12 protein-coding genes are annotated in these 16,399 nt (G+C 34.2%); 9 read left to right on the top strand and 3 right to left on the bottom strand.

The genetic code is table 11. The features are described 5' to 3' along the window. Positions 1 to 236: 236 nt before the first annotated feature. The gene (locus GKR88_18740) at positions 237 to 932 is read right to left on the bottom strand and encodes a ComF family protein (GenBank protein ID QMU66108.1); all 696 of its coding nucleotides are present in this window, start codon (positions 930 to 932) and stop codon (positions 237 to 239) included. Positions 933 to 1,109: 177 nt separating this feature from the next. Here GKR88_18740 and GKR88_18735 point away from each other — a divergent pair, with 177 nt between their 5' ends. From GKR88_18735 to dnaG, 4 genes are all read left to right on the top strand, one after another. Further along, positions 1,110 to 2,651 (top strand): glycine--tRNA ligase, encoded by a 1,542-nt coding sequence (locus GKR88_18735; GenBank protein QMU66107.1) that lies wholly within the window; start codon positions 1,110 to 1,112, stop codon positions 2,649 to 2,651. A gap of 350 nt (positions 2,652 to 3,001) precedes the next feature. Beyond that, positions 3,002 to 3,661: an ATP-dependent Clp endopeptidase proteolytic subunit ClpP gene (gene clpP / locus GKR88_18730; protein QMU66106.1), complete on the top strand. Its 660-nt coding sequence runs from the start codon at positions 3,002 to 3,004 to the stop codon at positions 3,659 to 3,661. A 195-nt stretch (positions 3,662 to 3,856) separates the two neighbouring features. Continuing rightward, complete coding sequence (gene clpX, locus GKR88_18725; GenBank protein ID QMU66105.1) at positions 3,857 to 5,095, top strand: ATP-dependent Clp protease ATP-binding subunit ClpX; 1,239 nt, start codon at positions 3,857 to 3,859, stop codon at positions 5,093 to 5,095. A 3-nt stretch (positions 5,096 to 5,098) separates the two neighbouring features. Then, positions 5,099 to 7,057, top strand: coding sequence for a DNA primase (gene dnaG / locus GKR88_18720; GenBank protein ID QMU66104.1), 1,959 nt, complete (start codon positions 5,099 to 5,101; stop codon positions 7,055 to 7,057). 131 nt (positions 7,058 to 7,188) lie between these two features. Here dnaG and GKR88_18715 read toward each other — a convergent pair whose 3' ends face one another. Further along, positions 7,189 to 8,193, bottom strand: coding sequence for a class 1 fructose-bisphosphatase (locus tag GKR88_18715; GenBank protein ID QMU66103.1), 1,005 nt, complete (start codon positions 8,191 to 8,193; stop codon positions 7,189 to 7,191). A 551-nt stretch (positions 8,194 to 8,744) separates the two neighbouring features. Here GKR88_18715 and GKR88_18710 point away from each other — a divergent pair. The 5 genes from GKR88_18710 to tig all read left to right on the top strand — a co-directional run bounded on the left by GKR88_18710 (position 8,745) and on the right by tig (position 15,303). Then, positions 8,745 to 9,839 carry an IS4 family transposase gene (locus GKR88_18710; GenBank protein QMU66102.1) on the top strand — a complete coding sequence of 365 codons (1,095 nt, stop codon included), beginning with the start codon at positions 8,745 to 8,747 and terminating at the stop codon, positions 9,837 to 9,839. A gap of 285 nt (positions 9,840 to 10,124) precedes the next feature. Continuing rightward, entirely contained in the window at positions 10,125 to 10,604 is a 480-nt protein-coding gene (locus GKR88_18705; GenBank protein ID QMU66101.1) for a GNAT family N-acetyltransferase, read from the top strand. Further along, positions 10,604 to 11,851, top strand: coding sequence for an aspartate kinase (locus GKR88_18700; protein QMU66100.1), 1,248 nt, complete (start codon positions 10,604 to 10,606; stop codon positions 11,849 to 11,851). The genes GKR88_18705 and GKR88_18700 overlap by 1 nt, the downstream gene beginning before the upstream one ends. 179 nt (positions 11,852 to 12,030) lie before the next feature. After that, positions 12,031 to 13,842 carry a GNAT family N-acetyltransferase gene (locus GKR88_18695; protein QMU66099.1) on the top strand — a complete coding sequence of 604 codons (1,812 nt, stop codon included), beginning with the start codon at positions 12,031 to 12,033 and terminating at the stop codon, positions 13,840 to 13,842. Positions 13,843 to 13,980: 138 nt separating this feature from the next. Further along, positions 13,981 to 15,303 carry a trigger factor gene (gene tig, locus GKR88_18690; protein QMU66098.1) on the top strand — a complete coding sequence of 441 codons (1,323 nt, stop codon included), beginning with the start codon at positions 13,981 to 13,983 and terminating at the stop codon, positions 15,301 to 15,303. 3 nt (positions 15,304 to 15,306) lie between these two features. Here the strand turns inward: tig and GKR88_18685 are convergent, their stop codons facing one another. Then, positions 15,307 to 16,362, bottom strand: a complete 1,056-nt coding sequence (locus GKR88_18685) for an FAD-dependent oxidoreductase (GenBank protein ID QMU66097.1) — start codon at positions 16,360 to 16,362, stop codon at positions 15,307 to 15,309. Positions 16,363 to 16,399 lie beyond the last annotated feature (37 nt).

The raw sequence follows: 16,399 nt of genomic DNA, 5'->3' as shown, positions 1-16,399 counted from the left end.
CTGTGTTTTTTAACTCGAACTTTGGAATTTTCCTTATACCATTTCTGATTTAAATTTACTCAAATTAAAAAACAGCCATTTTTTGATTAGGCAAGAAAAAAAAGGTAAACATAGCAGCGATACGGTTTCGTTTTATTTTTAAACATAAGCGAAAAAGGGCAATTTTTAGTGAGTAAAAATTTAAGTGAGAAATGGTATTACACAATCTTTAGACCGCTTTAGTATTCTTTTTGGTATTATTCCGTAGCTGCCATAGTGATAATACTAATTTTAATCGCAGGTGTTTTTTGGAGTTCCAAACAACAAGCTTCCAGCGTTGCTCCTGTTGTAATTACGTCATCAATTAAGAGAATATGTTTGTTTTCAAGAATAGTATGATCCGATACGTAAAATTTAGTAGTGAGATCGGAAAATCGTTCAAATCTGTTTTTAAATGTTTGAGATTTGGATACGGAGGATCGTAAAAGAACCCCTTCCATATAGGGAATGTTTAAAATTTTACTGATACTTTCTCCAAATGTTGTCAATTGATTATACCCTCTTTTTCGCTGCTTTTTTTTATGTAAAGGAACCGGAATGACGATGTCGATATCTTTAAAAATAACGGAATGCAAGAGGAGCGTACCAAACCATTTGCCTAAAAAAATACCAATGCTCTGGTTTCCTCTATACTTTAATTCGTGAATTAATTTTTTTACTTTTCCTTCCTTTTGAAAAAGCAAAAAAGAAGTTGCATATACAATTGGGATTTTACCGTAAAAAACAGTGGCAATTTTGTTTTTTTTGAAATTCTTGTCATAAATAACAGGCATATCATGTCTGCAAACTGTGCAAATAACCATTTCACCAAGAAGTAACGGCTGTTCACACAAAGGACAAAGAGCAGGATAAAATAAGGAAAAAAGGTCTTTTATAAATGATTTCTTTAACATAACATTTTTAGGCAAAGTACAAAATTAAAATGATATACACATCTAATGGACGAACATTTTTGATCCTTATGAATATTTAACCGATTGAAAGATTCAAAAATTCAAGATTCAATAAAAAAATGTGCTTCCTCATTTTTATTGACAACTTTTGACGAATGCGTTATATTTGCCCCCATTATGACGAATACAGAAGATCGATTTAAGAAAGTAGTAGCACATGCTAAAGAATATGGCTATATATTTCCGTCCAGTGAAATTTACGATGGACTGAATGCAGTATATGATTATGCACAAAATGGAGTGGAGCTAAAGAAAAATATCCGGGCGTATTGGTGGAAAGCCATGGTGCAGCTACATAAAAATATTGTAGGTATCGATGCTGCAATTTTAATGCATCCTACTACCTGGAAAGCCTCCGGTCATGTAGATGCTTTTAACGATCCTTTGATAGACAATAAAGATTCTAAAAAAAGATACAGGGCTGATGTGTTGATTGAGGAGTACTGCACCAAAATTGAAAGTAAAATAGAAAAAGAAGTCAGTAAAGCGGCAAAACGTTTTGGAGATGCTTTTGATAAAGAAACGTTTTTGGCTACTAACAGGAGGGTACTGGGATACCGGGAAAAAATAGATACGATACTATCACGAATGGCAGCATCTCTGGAACGCGAAGAACTGGCCGATATAAAAGCACTGATAGAAGAATTGGAAATTGCAGACCCATTGTCGGGTTCTAAAAACTGGACAGAAGTAAAGCAATTTAATTTAATGTTTGGCACAAGGTTAGGTGCTTCGGCAGAAGCTGCAACGGATATCTACTTACGGCCGGAAACCGCTCAGGGAATCTTTGTGAATTTTTTGAATGTTCAGAAAAGCGGGCGTATGAAAATTCCGTTCGGAATTGCACAAACAGGAAAAGCATTTAGAAATGAAATTGTCGCCAGGCAATTTATATTTAGAATGCGAGAGTTTGAACAGATGGAAATGCAGTTTTTTGTAAAACCGGGAACACAGAAAATGTGGTACGAACATTGGAAGAAAGCTCGCTTGCAATGGCATCTTTCCCTGGGAATGGGAGCAGACAAATATCGTTTTCACGATCATGAAAAATTAGCACATTACGCAGATGCGGCAACAGATATTGAATTTAAATTCCCCTTCGGATTCAAAGAATTGGAAGGAATTCATTCTCGTACGGATTTTGACCTAAAAGCTCATGAGAAGTATTCCGGAAAGAAGTTGCGCTATTTCGATCCCGGAGAAAATAAAAGCTATATCCCGTATGTGATAGAAACGTCCATAGGACTGGACAGAATGTTTTTAGCAGTCCTTTCAAATGCACTGGAAGAAGAGCTTTTGGAAAATAATACGACCAGGACCGTATTAAAGCTACCAGCCATTTTAGCGCCATTTAAGGCAACTGTTTTGCCATTGGTGAAAAATGATGGCTTGCCTGAAAAAGCCCGTACCATTGTAGAAGATTTGAAATGGGATTTTAATATATTTTACGATGAAAAAGATGCGATAGGAAAACGCTATAGAAGGCAAGATGCCGTAGGAACACCTTTTTGTATTACCGTAGACCACGATACGTTAAAAGACGAAACCGTTACCATTCGCTACAGAGATACCATGAGACAAAAACGTGTAGCAATTTCCGAGGCAGGAATTATTATAGCCAAAGAAATCAATATAAAGTCTTGGTTACAAAAAGGGTAAGATTTTTTGAAAATTCTATGTTTAATAAGATGCTGCTCTTAGAGTTTTCTAAGAGCAGTTATTATTTTTTCTAGACAAAAATTCAATATTTATTAATTTCTGATACAACGGACCGAGAATGCAAAAACCCTTACGACAGTTCGTTTGCCCCTAATATTCATTCAATTAGCACTCCTATAGCTCTCAAAATGCCTCATCTAGTTAAATTTCAATTCATTTTTGGTAAAAGATCAAAATGAATTCACTATATCAAGTTCAAATCGATAGCTACTAAACTTTTAATCCGGCGTTTTTAAACTTGAAACCGTATTCGTATCTTTGCAGCTACATACATCTTAAAATACAAGAGAATGAATTACGGAGAAGAGTTCGAAAAATACGCCACGAAACATCATGGGATAAGTAGCACCTACTATCACAAAATTACAAGTAGCTTAACACCATATATCATGGAAGAACGCCAGTTGAACATTACCCAGATGGATGTTTTTTCCAGGTTGATGATGGACAGGGTCATTTTTTTAGGGACTGACATCAATGACCAGATAGCAAATGTAATCCAGGCACAATTGTTATTTTTGGAGAGCACGGACGTCTCAAAAGATATTTCTATTTATATTAATTCTCCGGGAGGCAGTGTTTATGCGGGTTTAGGCATTTATGACACCATACAGTTTATAAAGCCGAACGTGGCGACCATCTGTACGGGAATGGCTGCTTCTATGGGAGCTGTACTCATGTGCGCAGGGGAAAAAGGAAAACGTTCTGCTTTACCACATGCCAGAATTATGATTCACCAACCACTGGGAGGTGCACAAGGGCAGGCATCAGATATAGAAATTACGACAAGAGAAATCTTAAAGCTAAAAGACGAGTTATATGCCATTATAGCCAAACACTCCGGACAAACCGTAGAAAAAGTACACCACGATTCTGACAGGGATTATTGGATGAAGGCCAATGAGGCAAAAGCATATGGGATGATCGATGAAATTTTAGTTAGAGGATAGACGAATAACAAATAAATTATTTATACAGTATAAAGTTAAAAAGTTTCAGGTTCCTGATTAAAATAGCTCTTACTCTTTTAAAGTCTGTTTGAAAAGTTCTTCGCAATTTTATGTAGGCTTTTACACTTTTCAACTTTCAAGCTTTTCAACTGTTTTTTTTGAGAAAAATAAAAGTATTACTTAAAAGTTAATAAAATGTCTAAAGAAGAAAATCTGGAATGTTCATTTTGCGGACGTAAAAAAGCAGAAACGGATTTATTAATTGCCGGTTTGGATGCGCATATTTGTGACACCTGTATAAAGCAGGCAAATGGCATTATAGAAGAGGAAATTGCCGAAGCAAAAACAGGAGATTTATCAAAAGAACTTACCCTGAAAAAACCTGTAGAGATCAAAAAATTTCTGGATCAATATGTAATCGGCCAGGATCAAACTAAAAGAGCCATGTCTGTGGCAGTATATAATCACTACAAAAGATTATTACAATCTAAAGACAATAAAAATGAAGTAGAAATAGAAAAAAGCAATATTGTTTTAGTAGGAGATACGGGTACCGGCAAAACATTGATAGCCAGAAGCATTGCAAAAATGCTGAATGTTCCCTTTACTATTGTAGATGCTACGGTATTAACACAGGCGGGCTATGTGGGTGAAGATGTGGAAAGTATTTTAAGCAGGTTGCTGCAGGCAGCAGATTATAATTTGGAAAAAGCGGAAAGAGGTATTGTGTTTATTGATGAAGTTGATAAGATTGCCAGAAAAGGAGATAATCCGTCTATTACCAGAGATGTTTCGGGGGAAGGAGTACAACAAGCACTTCTGAAATTATTGGAAGGAACCATTGTGAATGTTGCTCCAAAGGGAGGAAGAAAGCATCCGGAGCAAAAATTTATTGAAGTAAATACAAAAAATATTTTATTTATTGCCGGAGGAGCATTTTCCGGAATAGATAACATCATAAGCAGGCGTTTAAATATGCAGGCAGTCGGATACAACGCTTCATTGAATGATACTCATTTTGACGAAAATAACTTATTACAATATATTATTCCATCCGATTTAAAATCGTTTGGGTTGATTCCGGAAATTATCGGGCGTTTGCCTGTACTGAGTTTTATGAACCCTCTGGATAAAAAAACATTAAGGGCAATTCTGACGGAACCGAAAAATTCCATCATCAAACAGTATACAAAATTGTTTGAAATGGACCATATCCATTTTACAATACATGATAGTGTTTTGGAATATATTGTAGACAAAGCCATAGCGTATAAACTTGGTGCGCGCGGACTACGCTCTTTATGTGAAGCTATTTTGACCGATGCCATGTTTGAATTACCAAGTTCTGATGAAAGAGCATTTGTGGTAACCAAAAAATATGCAGTAGCAAAACTTACTAAAACAACCCTGAAAAAATTAAGAACTGCATCTTAATGTATGATTAATAGAAATACCATAGACCGTGTTTTCGAAACTACTCGTGTGGAAGAAGTCATAGGTGAATTTGTACAACTTAAAAAAGCAGGAAGTAATTTTAAGGGATTGAGTCCTTTTACCGATGAGAAAACCCCCTCGTTTATGGTATCTCCCGTAAAACAAATCTGGAAAGACTTCAGTACGGGAAAAGGTGGAAATGCAGTTTCTTTTTTAATGGAGCACGAACACTATTCGTATCCGGAAGCTATCAAATACTTAGCTAAGAAATACAATATAGAAGTGGAAGAAACGGAGCAAACCAATGAACAAAAAGAACAGCTTAATGAAAAAGAGAGTATGTTTGTGGTTTCCAAATTTGCGAAAGAATACTTTCACAATATCTTATTGAACTCTACAAAAGGGAAAGCAGTCGGACTGTCTTACTTTAAAGAGAGAGGGTTTAGAGAAAACAGTATCTCAAAATTTGAACTGGGATATGCTTTAGACGAGTGGGACACATTTACAAAAGCAGCACTCAAAAAAGGGTATGATATAAAATACCTGGAGCAAACAGGGCTCACGATTGTAAAGGAAAACAAGCAGTTCGATCGTTTTAAAGGCCGGGTTTTGTTTCCTATTCACAGTATGACAGGGAGAGTTCTCGGTTTTGGAGGAAGGATTTTAACCCATGATAAAAAAGCAGCTAAATATTTAAATTCACCGGAAAGTGAGATTTACCATAAGAGTAAAATTTTATACGGAATTTATCACGCCAAAAAAGAAATCGCCAGACAAGACAACTGCTATCTGGTAGAAGGTTATACTGATGTAATATCATTTCATCAATCCGGCATTGAGAATGTGGTGGCCTCTTCGGGAACGGCACTCACTTCCGATCAAATAAGGTTAATTAGAAGGCTTACCAAAAATATTACGGTATTATTTGATGGAGATGCTGCCGGAATAAGAGCATCTGTCAGGGGAATAGATTTGATTTTGGAACAAGGAATGAATGTAAAGGTAGTAACCTTTCCCAACGGAGATGACCCGGATAGTTTTGCAAAATCACATTCGGATACCGAACTAAAATCATATTTGGATGATACCGCACAGGACTTTATCAATTTTAAAGTATCTCTGTTAATGGAAGATGCCCTGCATGATCCTGTAAAAAAAGCAGCATTGATACGGGATATTGTAACGAGTATTTCTAAAATTCCCGACAGTATTCAAAGAGAAATATACATAAGGGCATGTGCCGGAATGATGGAAATTTCAGAAAGGGTACTCTTTAGCGAATTAGCACAAATCATTTCAAAAACAGCTAAAGAAAATGCGAACAAGAATTACGACAGTTCATCTTCTTTTGAGGTTGTAAAAACCCCGACAGCACAGCAACCGGAAGAAATCAATTCGTTATATATATTGGAAAAAGAAATTATCAGAATCTTATTGCTCTATGGAAATAACGAAGCTGATTTTATAAACTGGATAGAAGCAGAAGATGAAGAAGGGAATATCAATATAGAAAAAGAGCATTACACCAATCAGGTTTCCAAAGAGCTATACCTAAACCTGCAGGAAGATGAAATTGAATTTACCAATGAACTTTTTAAGGCTGTCTATTATGAAATTATTCATCAATTAAATCAAAATGATACGATAGCAACAGACTATTTTATTAATCATGAGAATAAAGAAATAACAGCATTGGCCACCGAAATTTTAATGGATAATGAAAAATATGTATTAAACGATTGGGAGCGAAAAAATATTTTTGTTACGGAAGCAGAGGAAATATTGTCAAAACTGGTAACCGATGCCATTTTAAATTTAAGAAGGGTTTTAATTGATAAAAAAATTAAAGATTTGACAAAAGAAGCTCAGGAGCAAAAAACGGAAGCAATAGATTTGGAACTTATCCATAACTATATAGGTCTCAAAAAGAAATTGTATAAAAAATTATTAAGAGTAGTTTAATTTATATAAATTACGAATTTTTTATATTCCTAGAATATCAACTGATTAGACTCAATATAAATCTCTGAAACCTTTTGCAGCATTGATTTGGCAAAAGGTCTCTCTCTGATAGTATTAGAGGTATTATTATATCATGAGTTTTTCATAAACTCTTCAACCTTTTGTACCATATTTCTACTTCCGCAAATAAACGGTACACGCTGGTGCAATTCGGTAGGTTCTATATCCAAAATCCTAGTATAACCGTCACTGGCTTTTCCGTTCGCCTGTTCAGCCAAAAATGCCATAGGATTGCATTCATATAACAAACGTAATTTCCCGTTTGAATTTTTAGAACTTTTAGGATAAAGATAAATCCCTCCTTTAATCATATTCCTGTGAAAATCAGATACCAGAGAACCAATATACCGACTTTTATATGGCCTGTCGCTCTCTTCTTCCTGGCAGTACTTGATATAATTTTTTATCCCCTGAGGGAAATGAATATAATTACCTTCATTTACAGAATAGATAATACCATCTTCCGGAAATTTCATATCAGGATGCGATAAGTAATAACTGCCAATAGCAGGGTTTAATGTAAATCCGTTTACGCCGTGGCCGGTAGTATATACAAGCATGGTAGAGGTTCCGTAAACGATATAACCGGCAGCAACCTGCTTATTCCCTTTTTGTAAAAAATCTTCTAATTGAACAGGAGTCCCCACTACTGTTACCCTCCTGTATACGGAGAAGATAGTTCCAACGGAAACATTTACATCTATATTAGAAGAACCGTCCAAAGGGTCAATCAAAACCACGTATTTGTTTTGATGGTTTTCATCTTGACTGTTAATCACAATAAAATCGTCTTCTTCTTCACTGGCAATTCCGCAGACAATATTTCTGTTCTTCAGTGTTTGTATAAACGTATCATTGGCATAAACATCTAATTTTTTCTGATCTTCTCCCTGTACATTTTTATCTCCTATAGTGCCGATAATATCTACTAAACCGGCTTTATTAACTTCATGATTTACCACTTTAGCTGCCAGTCGAATCGAATTTATAAGCCGGGATAATTCGCCGGAAGTGTATTTAAAAGACGATTGATTTTCGATAATAAACTCCCCTAATGTTTGATTTGTTTTTGCCATATATCCCAAAAGAATATTTGAATACCCGTTTAGATACCTGATAAGGAATCATTAGAACATTTTTTAAATTCCCAATATTTAAGTCCTTGATTTTTTCAATCTTTAATTTTTTTTAATTCATCGAACATTGAACTCATTAATAAAGAATCATATATGCTACAAATATGCCAACTTTTTTGTGTTACTACAACGATTTCACTAACTATTTATGTAATCTGCACCTTAGTACCTATATTTCTTCTGTAAAAAACTAAATTTTGATTAAAAAATTTTAGTACATGACAAAAATATAATTCAGAGACCTTTGCAAAATAGTGATATATTCCGTATTTGAATTGATTTGACTTCAAATTTCTTCCTCCTCGAAAATTTTAAATCCTCAAAACCAACAGGTTATTCCGGTTGAAAATTTTCTTCGGGCGTCGAACTTTTTTGTCAAATCAATTCTGCAAAGGTCTCATTCATTGAATATCAATAAATTAAATATTAAATTATTAGAATAAAGCATTGATTTTCATTATATTAGAAGAATAACGTCAATCATTTTTCTAATGGAGAAAACCAATGCTATCACTAAAAGTAGTGAATTAAATTCAGTTTTAAGCTCTCATTTTCAAGGCAAGATCAATTTGGCAAGAATCAAACTCATATCACATTTCATTATTGCTCTTTGCAAGGTGCAGACCGTTACATTTGAAAAGTTAGCCAGTGCTTTTGAGACCTCTGTTGATTCAAAATCTTCTTTGAGACGTATCCAAAGGTTTATTGCCTATTATACATTAGAGGCAGATTTAATTACACGTCTTATTTTTAATCTACTTCCTAAGCAAGGAGGATTGATCTTGAGTATTGATAGCACCAACCGGAAGTTTGGACAGACCAATATCAACATCTTTATGTTGGGCGTGGTCTATAAAGGGGTGGCTTTTCCGTTGTTGTTTACTATGCTTGATAAGCGCGGTAACTCCAACAGTGGGGAACGTATAGAACTAGTGAATCGTTTTATTAGGCTCTTTGGCAAAGATGTTATCAAATCCATTGTGGCTGATAGAGAGTTTACAGGGGATCGTTGGTTGGACTTCTTGAACAGAAATGGAATCAAATACTATATACGTATTCGTAACAATTTTAAGGTAGAGCTTCCCCATAAGAACAAGACTATCAAAGCATCGCACTTGTTCAATGCATATAAAATCAATGAGTTTATCTATTATCCTAAAATTGTACGAGTTAATGGACAGCTTTGCTACCTTTCAGGATGCAAGTTGCATCCCAAAAATGGAAAGCCTGACTTTTTAATCATTGTATCGTTCAATGAACCTGATAAAGCATTAGAGCAGTACAAAGAACGATGGCAAATAGAGATGTGTTTCAAAGCTATGAAATCTAGTGGGTTTGATATCGAAAATACACACCTACAAGATATTGAACGCATCAAAAAATTAGTGTTGCTGGTGATGATAGCTTTTGTATGGTGCTATAAAGTAGGAATATACCTGCATCATGTAAGCCCTATAAAGATCAAAAAACATGATAGAAAGGCTAAAAGTATTTTCAAATATGGATTGGATTATATTGCTTCTGTGCTGTTAAACCCTGTAAATCAAAACAATATAAACCTGACTAAATTTTTGTCATGTACTTAGGTAAAAAATACAAAATTTAGTTTCACTTCAGTAACCACTTCGTTAGTCCATAAATTTTTTTCATTTGTTTTTTGTGAATTTTCAAATGAAAAAATTCATGTACTTTTGGAAATAAAACCATTTCTCACTTAAATTTACTCAAATTAAAAAACAGCCATTTTTGATTAGGCAAGAAAGAAAAGGTAAGCATAGCAGCGCTACGGTTTCGTTTTATTTTGAAGCATAAGCGAAAAATGGCAATTTTTAGTGAGTAAATTTAAGTGAGAAATGGTATAAAATGTTAAGATGGATCATATCATTCGGCTTGCGACAAAAGATGATATGGCAGTTGTTCACGCGCTCATTACAGAATTAGCTGTATTTGAAAATGAGAGTGATGCGGTTAGCCTATCGGTAGAAGATTTAATACGAGACGGATTTTCGGAATACCCGAAGTTTAAAGCATATGTAGCGGAAGTTGATTCTAAAATTGTTGGGATGGCATTATTCTATGAGAGATATTCTACCTGGGTTGGAAAAACAATTCATTTGGAAGATTTGATTGTTACTAAAAACAAAAGAGGAATGGGAATTGGTAAAAAATTGTATAATGCAGTTTTAGTATATGCCCTAAATAAAGGAGTGAAGAGAGTTTCGTGGGAGGTTTTGAACTGGAACACACATGCCATTGATTTTTATGAGAGCACCGGAGCGACTATTCTGCAAGAATGGCAGGTAGTGCATATGAAGGAAACTCATTTGAAAAAATGTATTAAAGGAAGCTAATGAAGGTTTTTAAATTCGGTGGAGCATCGGTTAAAGATGCTGACAGCATTAAAAATATTGCGGCTATTTTAAAATATGAAAAAGCTAAAAATATATGGGTTGTTATTTCCGCTATGGGAAAAATGACCAACGCTTTTGAAAAAGTGGTACATACATATATCAAAGGAGATGGCCCGGAAAATGAAATAGAAAAAATTGCGGATTTTCACTTCGATATTATGAGTGGTTTATTTACAAAATCAGATCCCATATATGATGAAGTAAACAATCTGTTAGATACATTATCCTTTTTCTTTGCTCAAAATAAAAACACGAATTATAATTTTATTTATGACCAGGTGGTATGTTTTGGAGAATTGATTGCTACCAAAATAGTCAGTGCTTACTTCTCTAAAACAGAGATGGGTAACCATTGGCTGGATGCCAGAAACCTCATTAAAACGGATAGTAATTTTAGAGCAGCAAGGGTAGATTGGAAGCAAACGAAAAAAAATATCAACCGGCATATAAAAAAAGGAGCATTGACTATTGTACAAGGGTTTATCGGTAGTAATGATGTGAATATAACGACCACTCTTGGAAGAGAAGGTTCTGATTTTACGGCAGGTATTTTTGCTCATTGTCTAAAAGCGGAAAGCGTAACGATATGGAAAGATGTTGAAGGCGTGTTAAATGCAGATCCCAGGGTTTTTTCCGAAACTACATTATTAAAGCAAATTTCTTATGAAGAAGCAATAGAAATGGCTTTCTACGGGGCTTCCGTAATACACCCCAAGACTATAAAACCGTTAGAAAATCTGGAAATTCCACTTTATGTCCGTTCGTTTATAGATCATAAAAAAGCAGGAACAAAAGTGAGTAAAGGCGCTGCTATTTACCCTGTTACTCCTTGTTTTATTGTAAAGAAAAATCAAATTTTAGTTTCTATTTCTTCTTTGGATTTTTCATTTATGGTAGAGAGTAATATCAGTTATATATTTAAACAATTAGCTGCGCACCGGTTAAAAGTGAATGTAATACAAAATTCTGCTATTAGCTTCTCAGTTTGTATTGAGGATCATTTTACTAATTTTAATACTTTCTTGGAAGTGTTAAAATCACAATACAAAATTGATTTTATCAAGCAGTTAACACTATATACGATACGCCATTTTAACGAAAAGTCAAAAAACACAATTCTTAAAAGAGGAACACCAGTGTTAACACAAATTAATAAGGAAACTATGCAAATTATCATCAAAGAATAAATCTTTGAGACCTTTGAATTGATTTGACAAAAAATTTCGATGCCCGAAGAAAATTTTCGAGAGGGAAGAAATTTGAAGTCAAATCAATTTTAATATGGAATATATCATTATTTTGCAAAGGTCTCTCATTACTATTTCCTTTTTTTAAGTATGTTTGTACCTGTGTCAAAATTTTACGAATGGGTTTAGTTACATCTAAAGATATCTCTAAAGCGACAGGAGTTGATAAATTCGGGTTTTTGGGCACATTTCTCGGTTGGATGCTATTAAAGATTCTTAGAATTTCTACCTGTAACAGAATATACAACAGGAATAAAGAAAAAAAAAAGATACATTTTCTAAATTCTTTATTAGAAGAATTTCAAATAACATTTGAAGTTCCCGAAGAAGATTTAAAGCGTATTCCGAAAACAGGAGCTTTTCTCACAGTATCAAATCATCCGCTTGGAGGCATAGATGGCATTTTACTCTTAAAATTATTATTAGAATACCGATCGGATTTTAAGATCATTGCAAATTTCTTACTACATAAAGTACAGCCTTTAAACCCATATGTAATGCCGGTAAATCCCTTTGAAAATCACAAGGACGCAAAGTCCAGCATAGCAGGCATAAAAGCAGCATTGCAACATTTAAGCCAGGGAGGGTCTTTAGGAATTTTTCCTGCGGGAGAAGTTTCTACCTGTAAAGAAGGAAATTTAATCGTAGATAAGCCATGGGAAGAAGGAGCTATAAAGCTCATCAAAAAAGCACACGTCCCAATAGTTCCTATTTATTTTCACGCTAAAAACAGTAAGTTGTTTTATACATTTGCCAGGATCAGCGACATGCTGAGAACAGCAAAATTGCCTTCGGAATTACTGTCCCAAAAAAATAGAATCATTAAGGTGCGGGTAGGAAAGCCTATTGCCGTAGCAGACCAAAACCAATATAAAGATATCCCTTGTTTTAGTGATTTTTTAAGGAAAAAAACCTACATGCTTGCAAACCCTTATGAAAAAGCAGCACAAAAAATATTATTGAAACAACATTTAAAGATTCCGAAATCTCCTAAAAAGATAACCTCGCAAAAAAACATAGACCTCTTTATTAAAGAGGTAGATAAATTAAGAAAAAGTGATGGCAGATTATTGGAAAGTAAGAATTATGAAGTCTTTTTTGCAAAGGCCAAAGACATTCCTAATCTTTTACACGAAATTGGGAGGTTAAGAGAAGTAACTTTTAGAGATGTCGGAGAAGGAACTAACAATGCATTAGATCTGGACGGGTTTGATAAATATTATCATCATTTATTCTTATGGGATCGATCTGAAAGTAAATTAGTAGGCGCATACAGAATGGGGTTAGGCAAAAATATTTGTAAAAAATACGGCATTACAGGCTTTTACATACATACCTTATTCCGTTTTGAACCGGAACTACATGCCATGATGGAAAATACCATAGAAATGGGCAGGGCTTTCATCATTAACGAATACCAACAAAAACCTATGCCTCTGTTCTTGCTGTGGAAAGGAATTGTACATGTTACATTGAGATATCCGGATCACAAGTATTTAATGGGAGGAGTAAGTATCAGTAATCAGTTTTCCGAATTTTCAAAATCATTAATGATTGAATTTATGAAATCTCATTACTATGACCCTTATGTGGCACAGTATATCCGGCCAAAGAAAGAATATAAAGTATCTTTAAAGGATGCGGATAAAGATTTTGTTTTTGATGCAACCAAAGCAGACATGCAAAAATTTGATAAATTAATTGACGAGATAGAACCGGGAGCTTTAAGAATACCTGTTCTCATTAAAAAATATGTGAAGCAAAATGCCAGACTGGTAGCGTTTAACGTAGATCCGAAATTTAATAATGCAGTAGACGGATTGATGTATATCAAGGTGGCAGACCTTCCGGACAGTACTGTAAAACCGGTGATGGAAGAATTTCAGGCTGAATTGGAAAGAAAAGCTTTTGGAAATGTATCAATGAATTAATGAGTCAATGTGTCAATGTACATTGATTCATTAGTACACTGAGTAAGCTTTGCTAATTTTATAAAAAGACGTAATTTTGCAGCCAATTTTACAGATTTATTGATTTTAAGTTTGAAACAAACAGTCAATTATACATAAATGAATATTACAAAAGAAAATGTAGATGCATTAAATGCAATTGTCAAAGTAGATATTGTTGCTGATGACTATCAGGATAAGGTAACGGAAATACTGAATAATTACCGTAAAAAAGCAATTGTTCCCGGGTTTAGAAAAGGGCATGTGCCCATGGGAATGGTTAAAAAGCAATATGGTAAATCCGTAATGATAGACGAGATAAACAAATTGTTGCAAACTTCTTTAAGTAAGTTTCTCGTAGAAGAAAAATTAGCTATTTTAGGAAATCCGATGCCTAAAGTGCAGGATGATTTTTCTTGGGATTCGGAAACTTTTTCTTTTGAATTTGAACTGGGGTTAGCTCCTGAGTTTGATGTAAATCTAAGAGCTAAAAACAAAGTAACACAGTATAAAATTGTTGCGGAAGATGCTTTTATCGACAGAGAAATAATCAATTTACAATCTCATTATGGAAAAATGTCGACCGTAGATATCGTAACGGAAAATGCTAATGTTACAGGAACTTTTGTCAATGAAGAAAAAGAAATAAACAAAAAAGCTACAATTTCACTTAAAGACATCAAAGAGAAATTGAATCTAAAAAAGTTTACAGGAGCAAAAGTAGGTGATGTTTTGACACTAAAAACAAAAGGATTGTTTATAAACGACCACAAATTGGCCGGAGCTTTGGGAGTAAATCGTGAAACTGCCGGTGATTTGGATACTACGGTTTCTTATACCATTGAAGAAATTACCGAAATTGAATTGACAGACTTAGATCAGGAACTATTTAATAAACTGTTTGCTGATGGCAGCGTAAAAACAGTTACCGAATTGAGAAATAGAATTAAGAAAGATGCCGAACAACAGTTTTTACAACAAGCAGACCAGCAGCTTTTAAACGCCATAACGGAGTATTTAATTGAAAATACAACATTTGATCTGCCTGCTGGATTCCTGCAAAAATGGATTGCCGGTTCTGCAGAAGAAACATTAACAGAAGAGCAGGCATCGGAAGAGTATGCCAAATCTGAAAAAGGCTTGAAGTATCAATTGATTCAGGAAAAAATTATAAAAGATCATGATATCAAATTAGATCATGAAGAATTAAAAGAGTATGCCAAAAGCTATATTAAAAATCAAATGGCTCAATTTGGAAATTTGAATCCCGAAGAAAAAGAATTGGAGGATATTGCAAATAGGATTTTAGCAAATCAGGAAGAGGCGAAAAAATTGGAAGAACAACTGTTCTCTCAAAAATTATTAGCTTTTTACAAAGCAAATATGTCTTTTAAGATAAAAGAAGTAACGTATGAAGACTTTGTAAAAGAAGTTTATAAATAGGTATTACAAAAACCGTTTTATATTTATTTCCGCGTTTAACTCGGTTCCGTATTCCATATGGCTAAAAAGCTCATGAGCCATCTTAGGTGCTGTCATAACACCTCTTGTTCCCAAACCATTTAAAACTCCCATGTTTTTATATTTAAGATGAGTTCCAACCAATGGCCTTCTGTCTTTTACGGTGGGTCTGATTCCTGCCGACTGTTTTACTACCGTATATGGAACATCTATAACGTTTTTAAGCTTTTCTATTAGCTCCTCTCTTCCTTCTTCAGAAGCTGTCCATGTTTTGTCTTTCCAATTAAAGGTTGCCCCTGCCTTATAATAGTTATTCCCCAAAGGCAATAGAAATAATGTTGATTTTAAGAGAAAATCAATATGTAAATCAGGTGCATGGATCGTCAGCAACTCTCCTTTTACTCCATTCAATGGCAGGTGATTAAAAAACGGATTGTTTGCAATGCCACAACCTTCGGAAAAAACAATATACCGAGATGTAATGTTTTTATAATAAACAGCACTCTTTTGAACTTCCAATGCTCTATATTCAAAATTCTCATATCTGATTTGATCTTTATCTTCAAGATATTTTCTATAGGCTACTATTAATTTTTTAGTATCAATCCGACCTGTTCCATAAACTTCACCAAAACCATAATCTCCAATAATACCTTCTATTTTTTCCTTTGAGATTTTGGGATTCATGTGTTGAGAAAGCACAGGTTTATCAGAGGCAGTAAACCAGTTATTTTGATCTTCAATAGATTTAAAAACTTTCTTTAGAGGAAATGAAGTATGTATTTTTATGTGTAATTTTTTTTCTAAAGATGTATAAAAAGGTACTGCTATTTTTAGTTGCTCTGTTGCATTCCAAACAGGTGTAAAGCGCTTTAAAATAACAGGATTATAAACCCCTCCGGCTACCAGGGAAGCTGTCTCGGATTCATTTTCAAAAACAATAAAAGTTTTATTTTCTTTCTGTAGCTGTTCTGCAAAGGCTATTCCTGCCAAACCTAATCCTATAATAATATAATCTACTTTAAAATTTCCTGAATTCATATATCAAAAATAAAAGTTAATATGATATAATATTGTT

The organism is Flavobacteriaceae bacterium (assembly GCA_014075215.1).
Classification (GTDB): Bacteria; Bacteroidota; Bacteroidia; order Flavobacteriales; family Flavobacteriaceae; genus Polaribacter.
The sequence above is the reverse complement of the archived record's forward strand: the minus strand, read 5'-3'. Positions and strand labels throughout refer to the sequence as shown.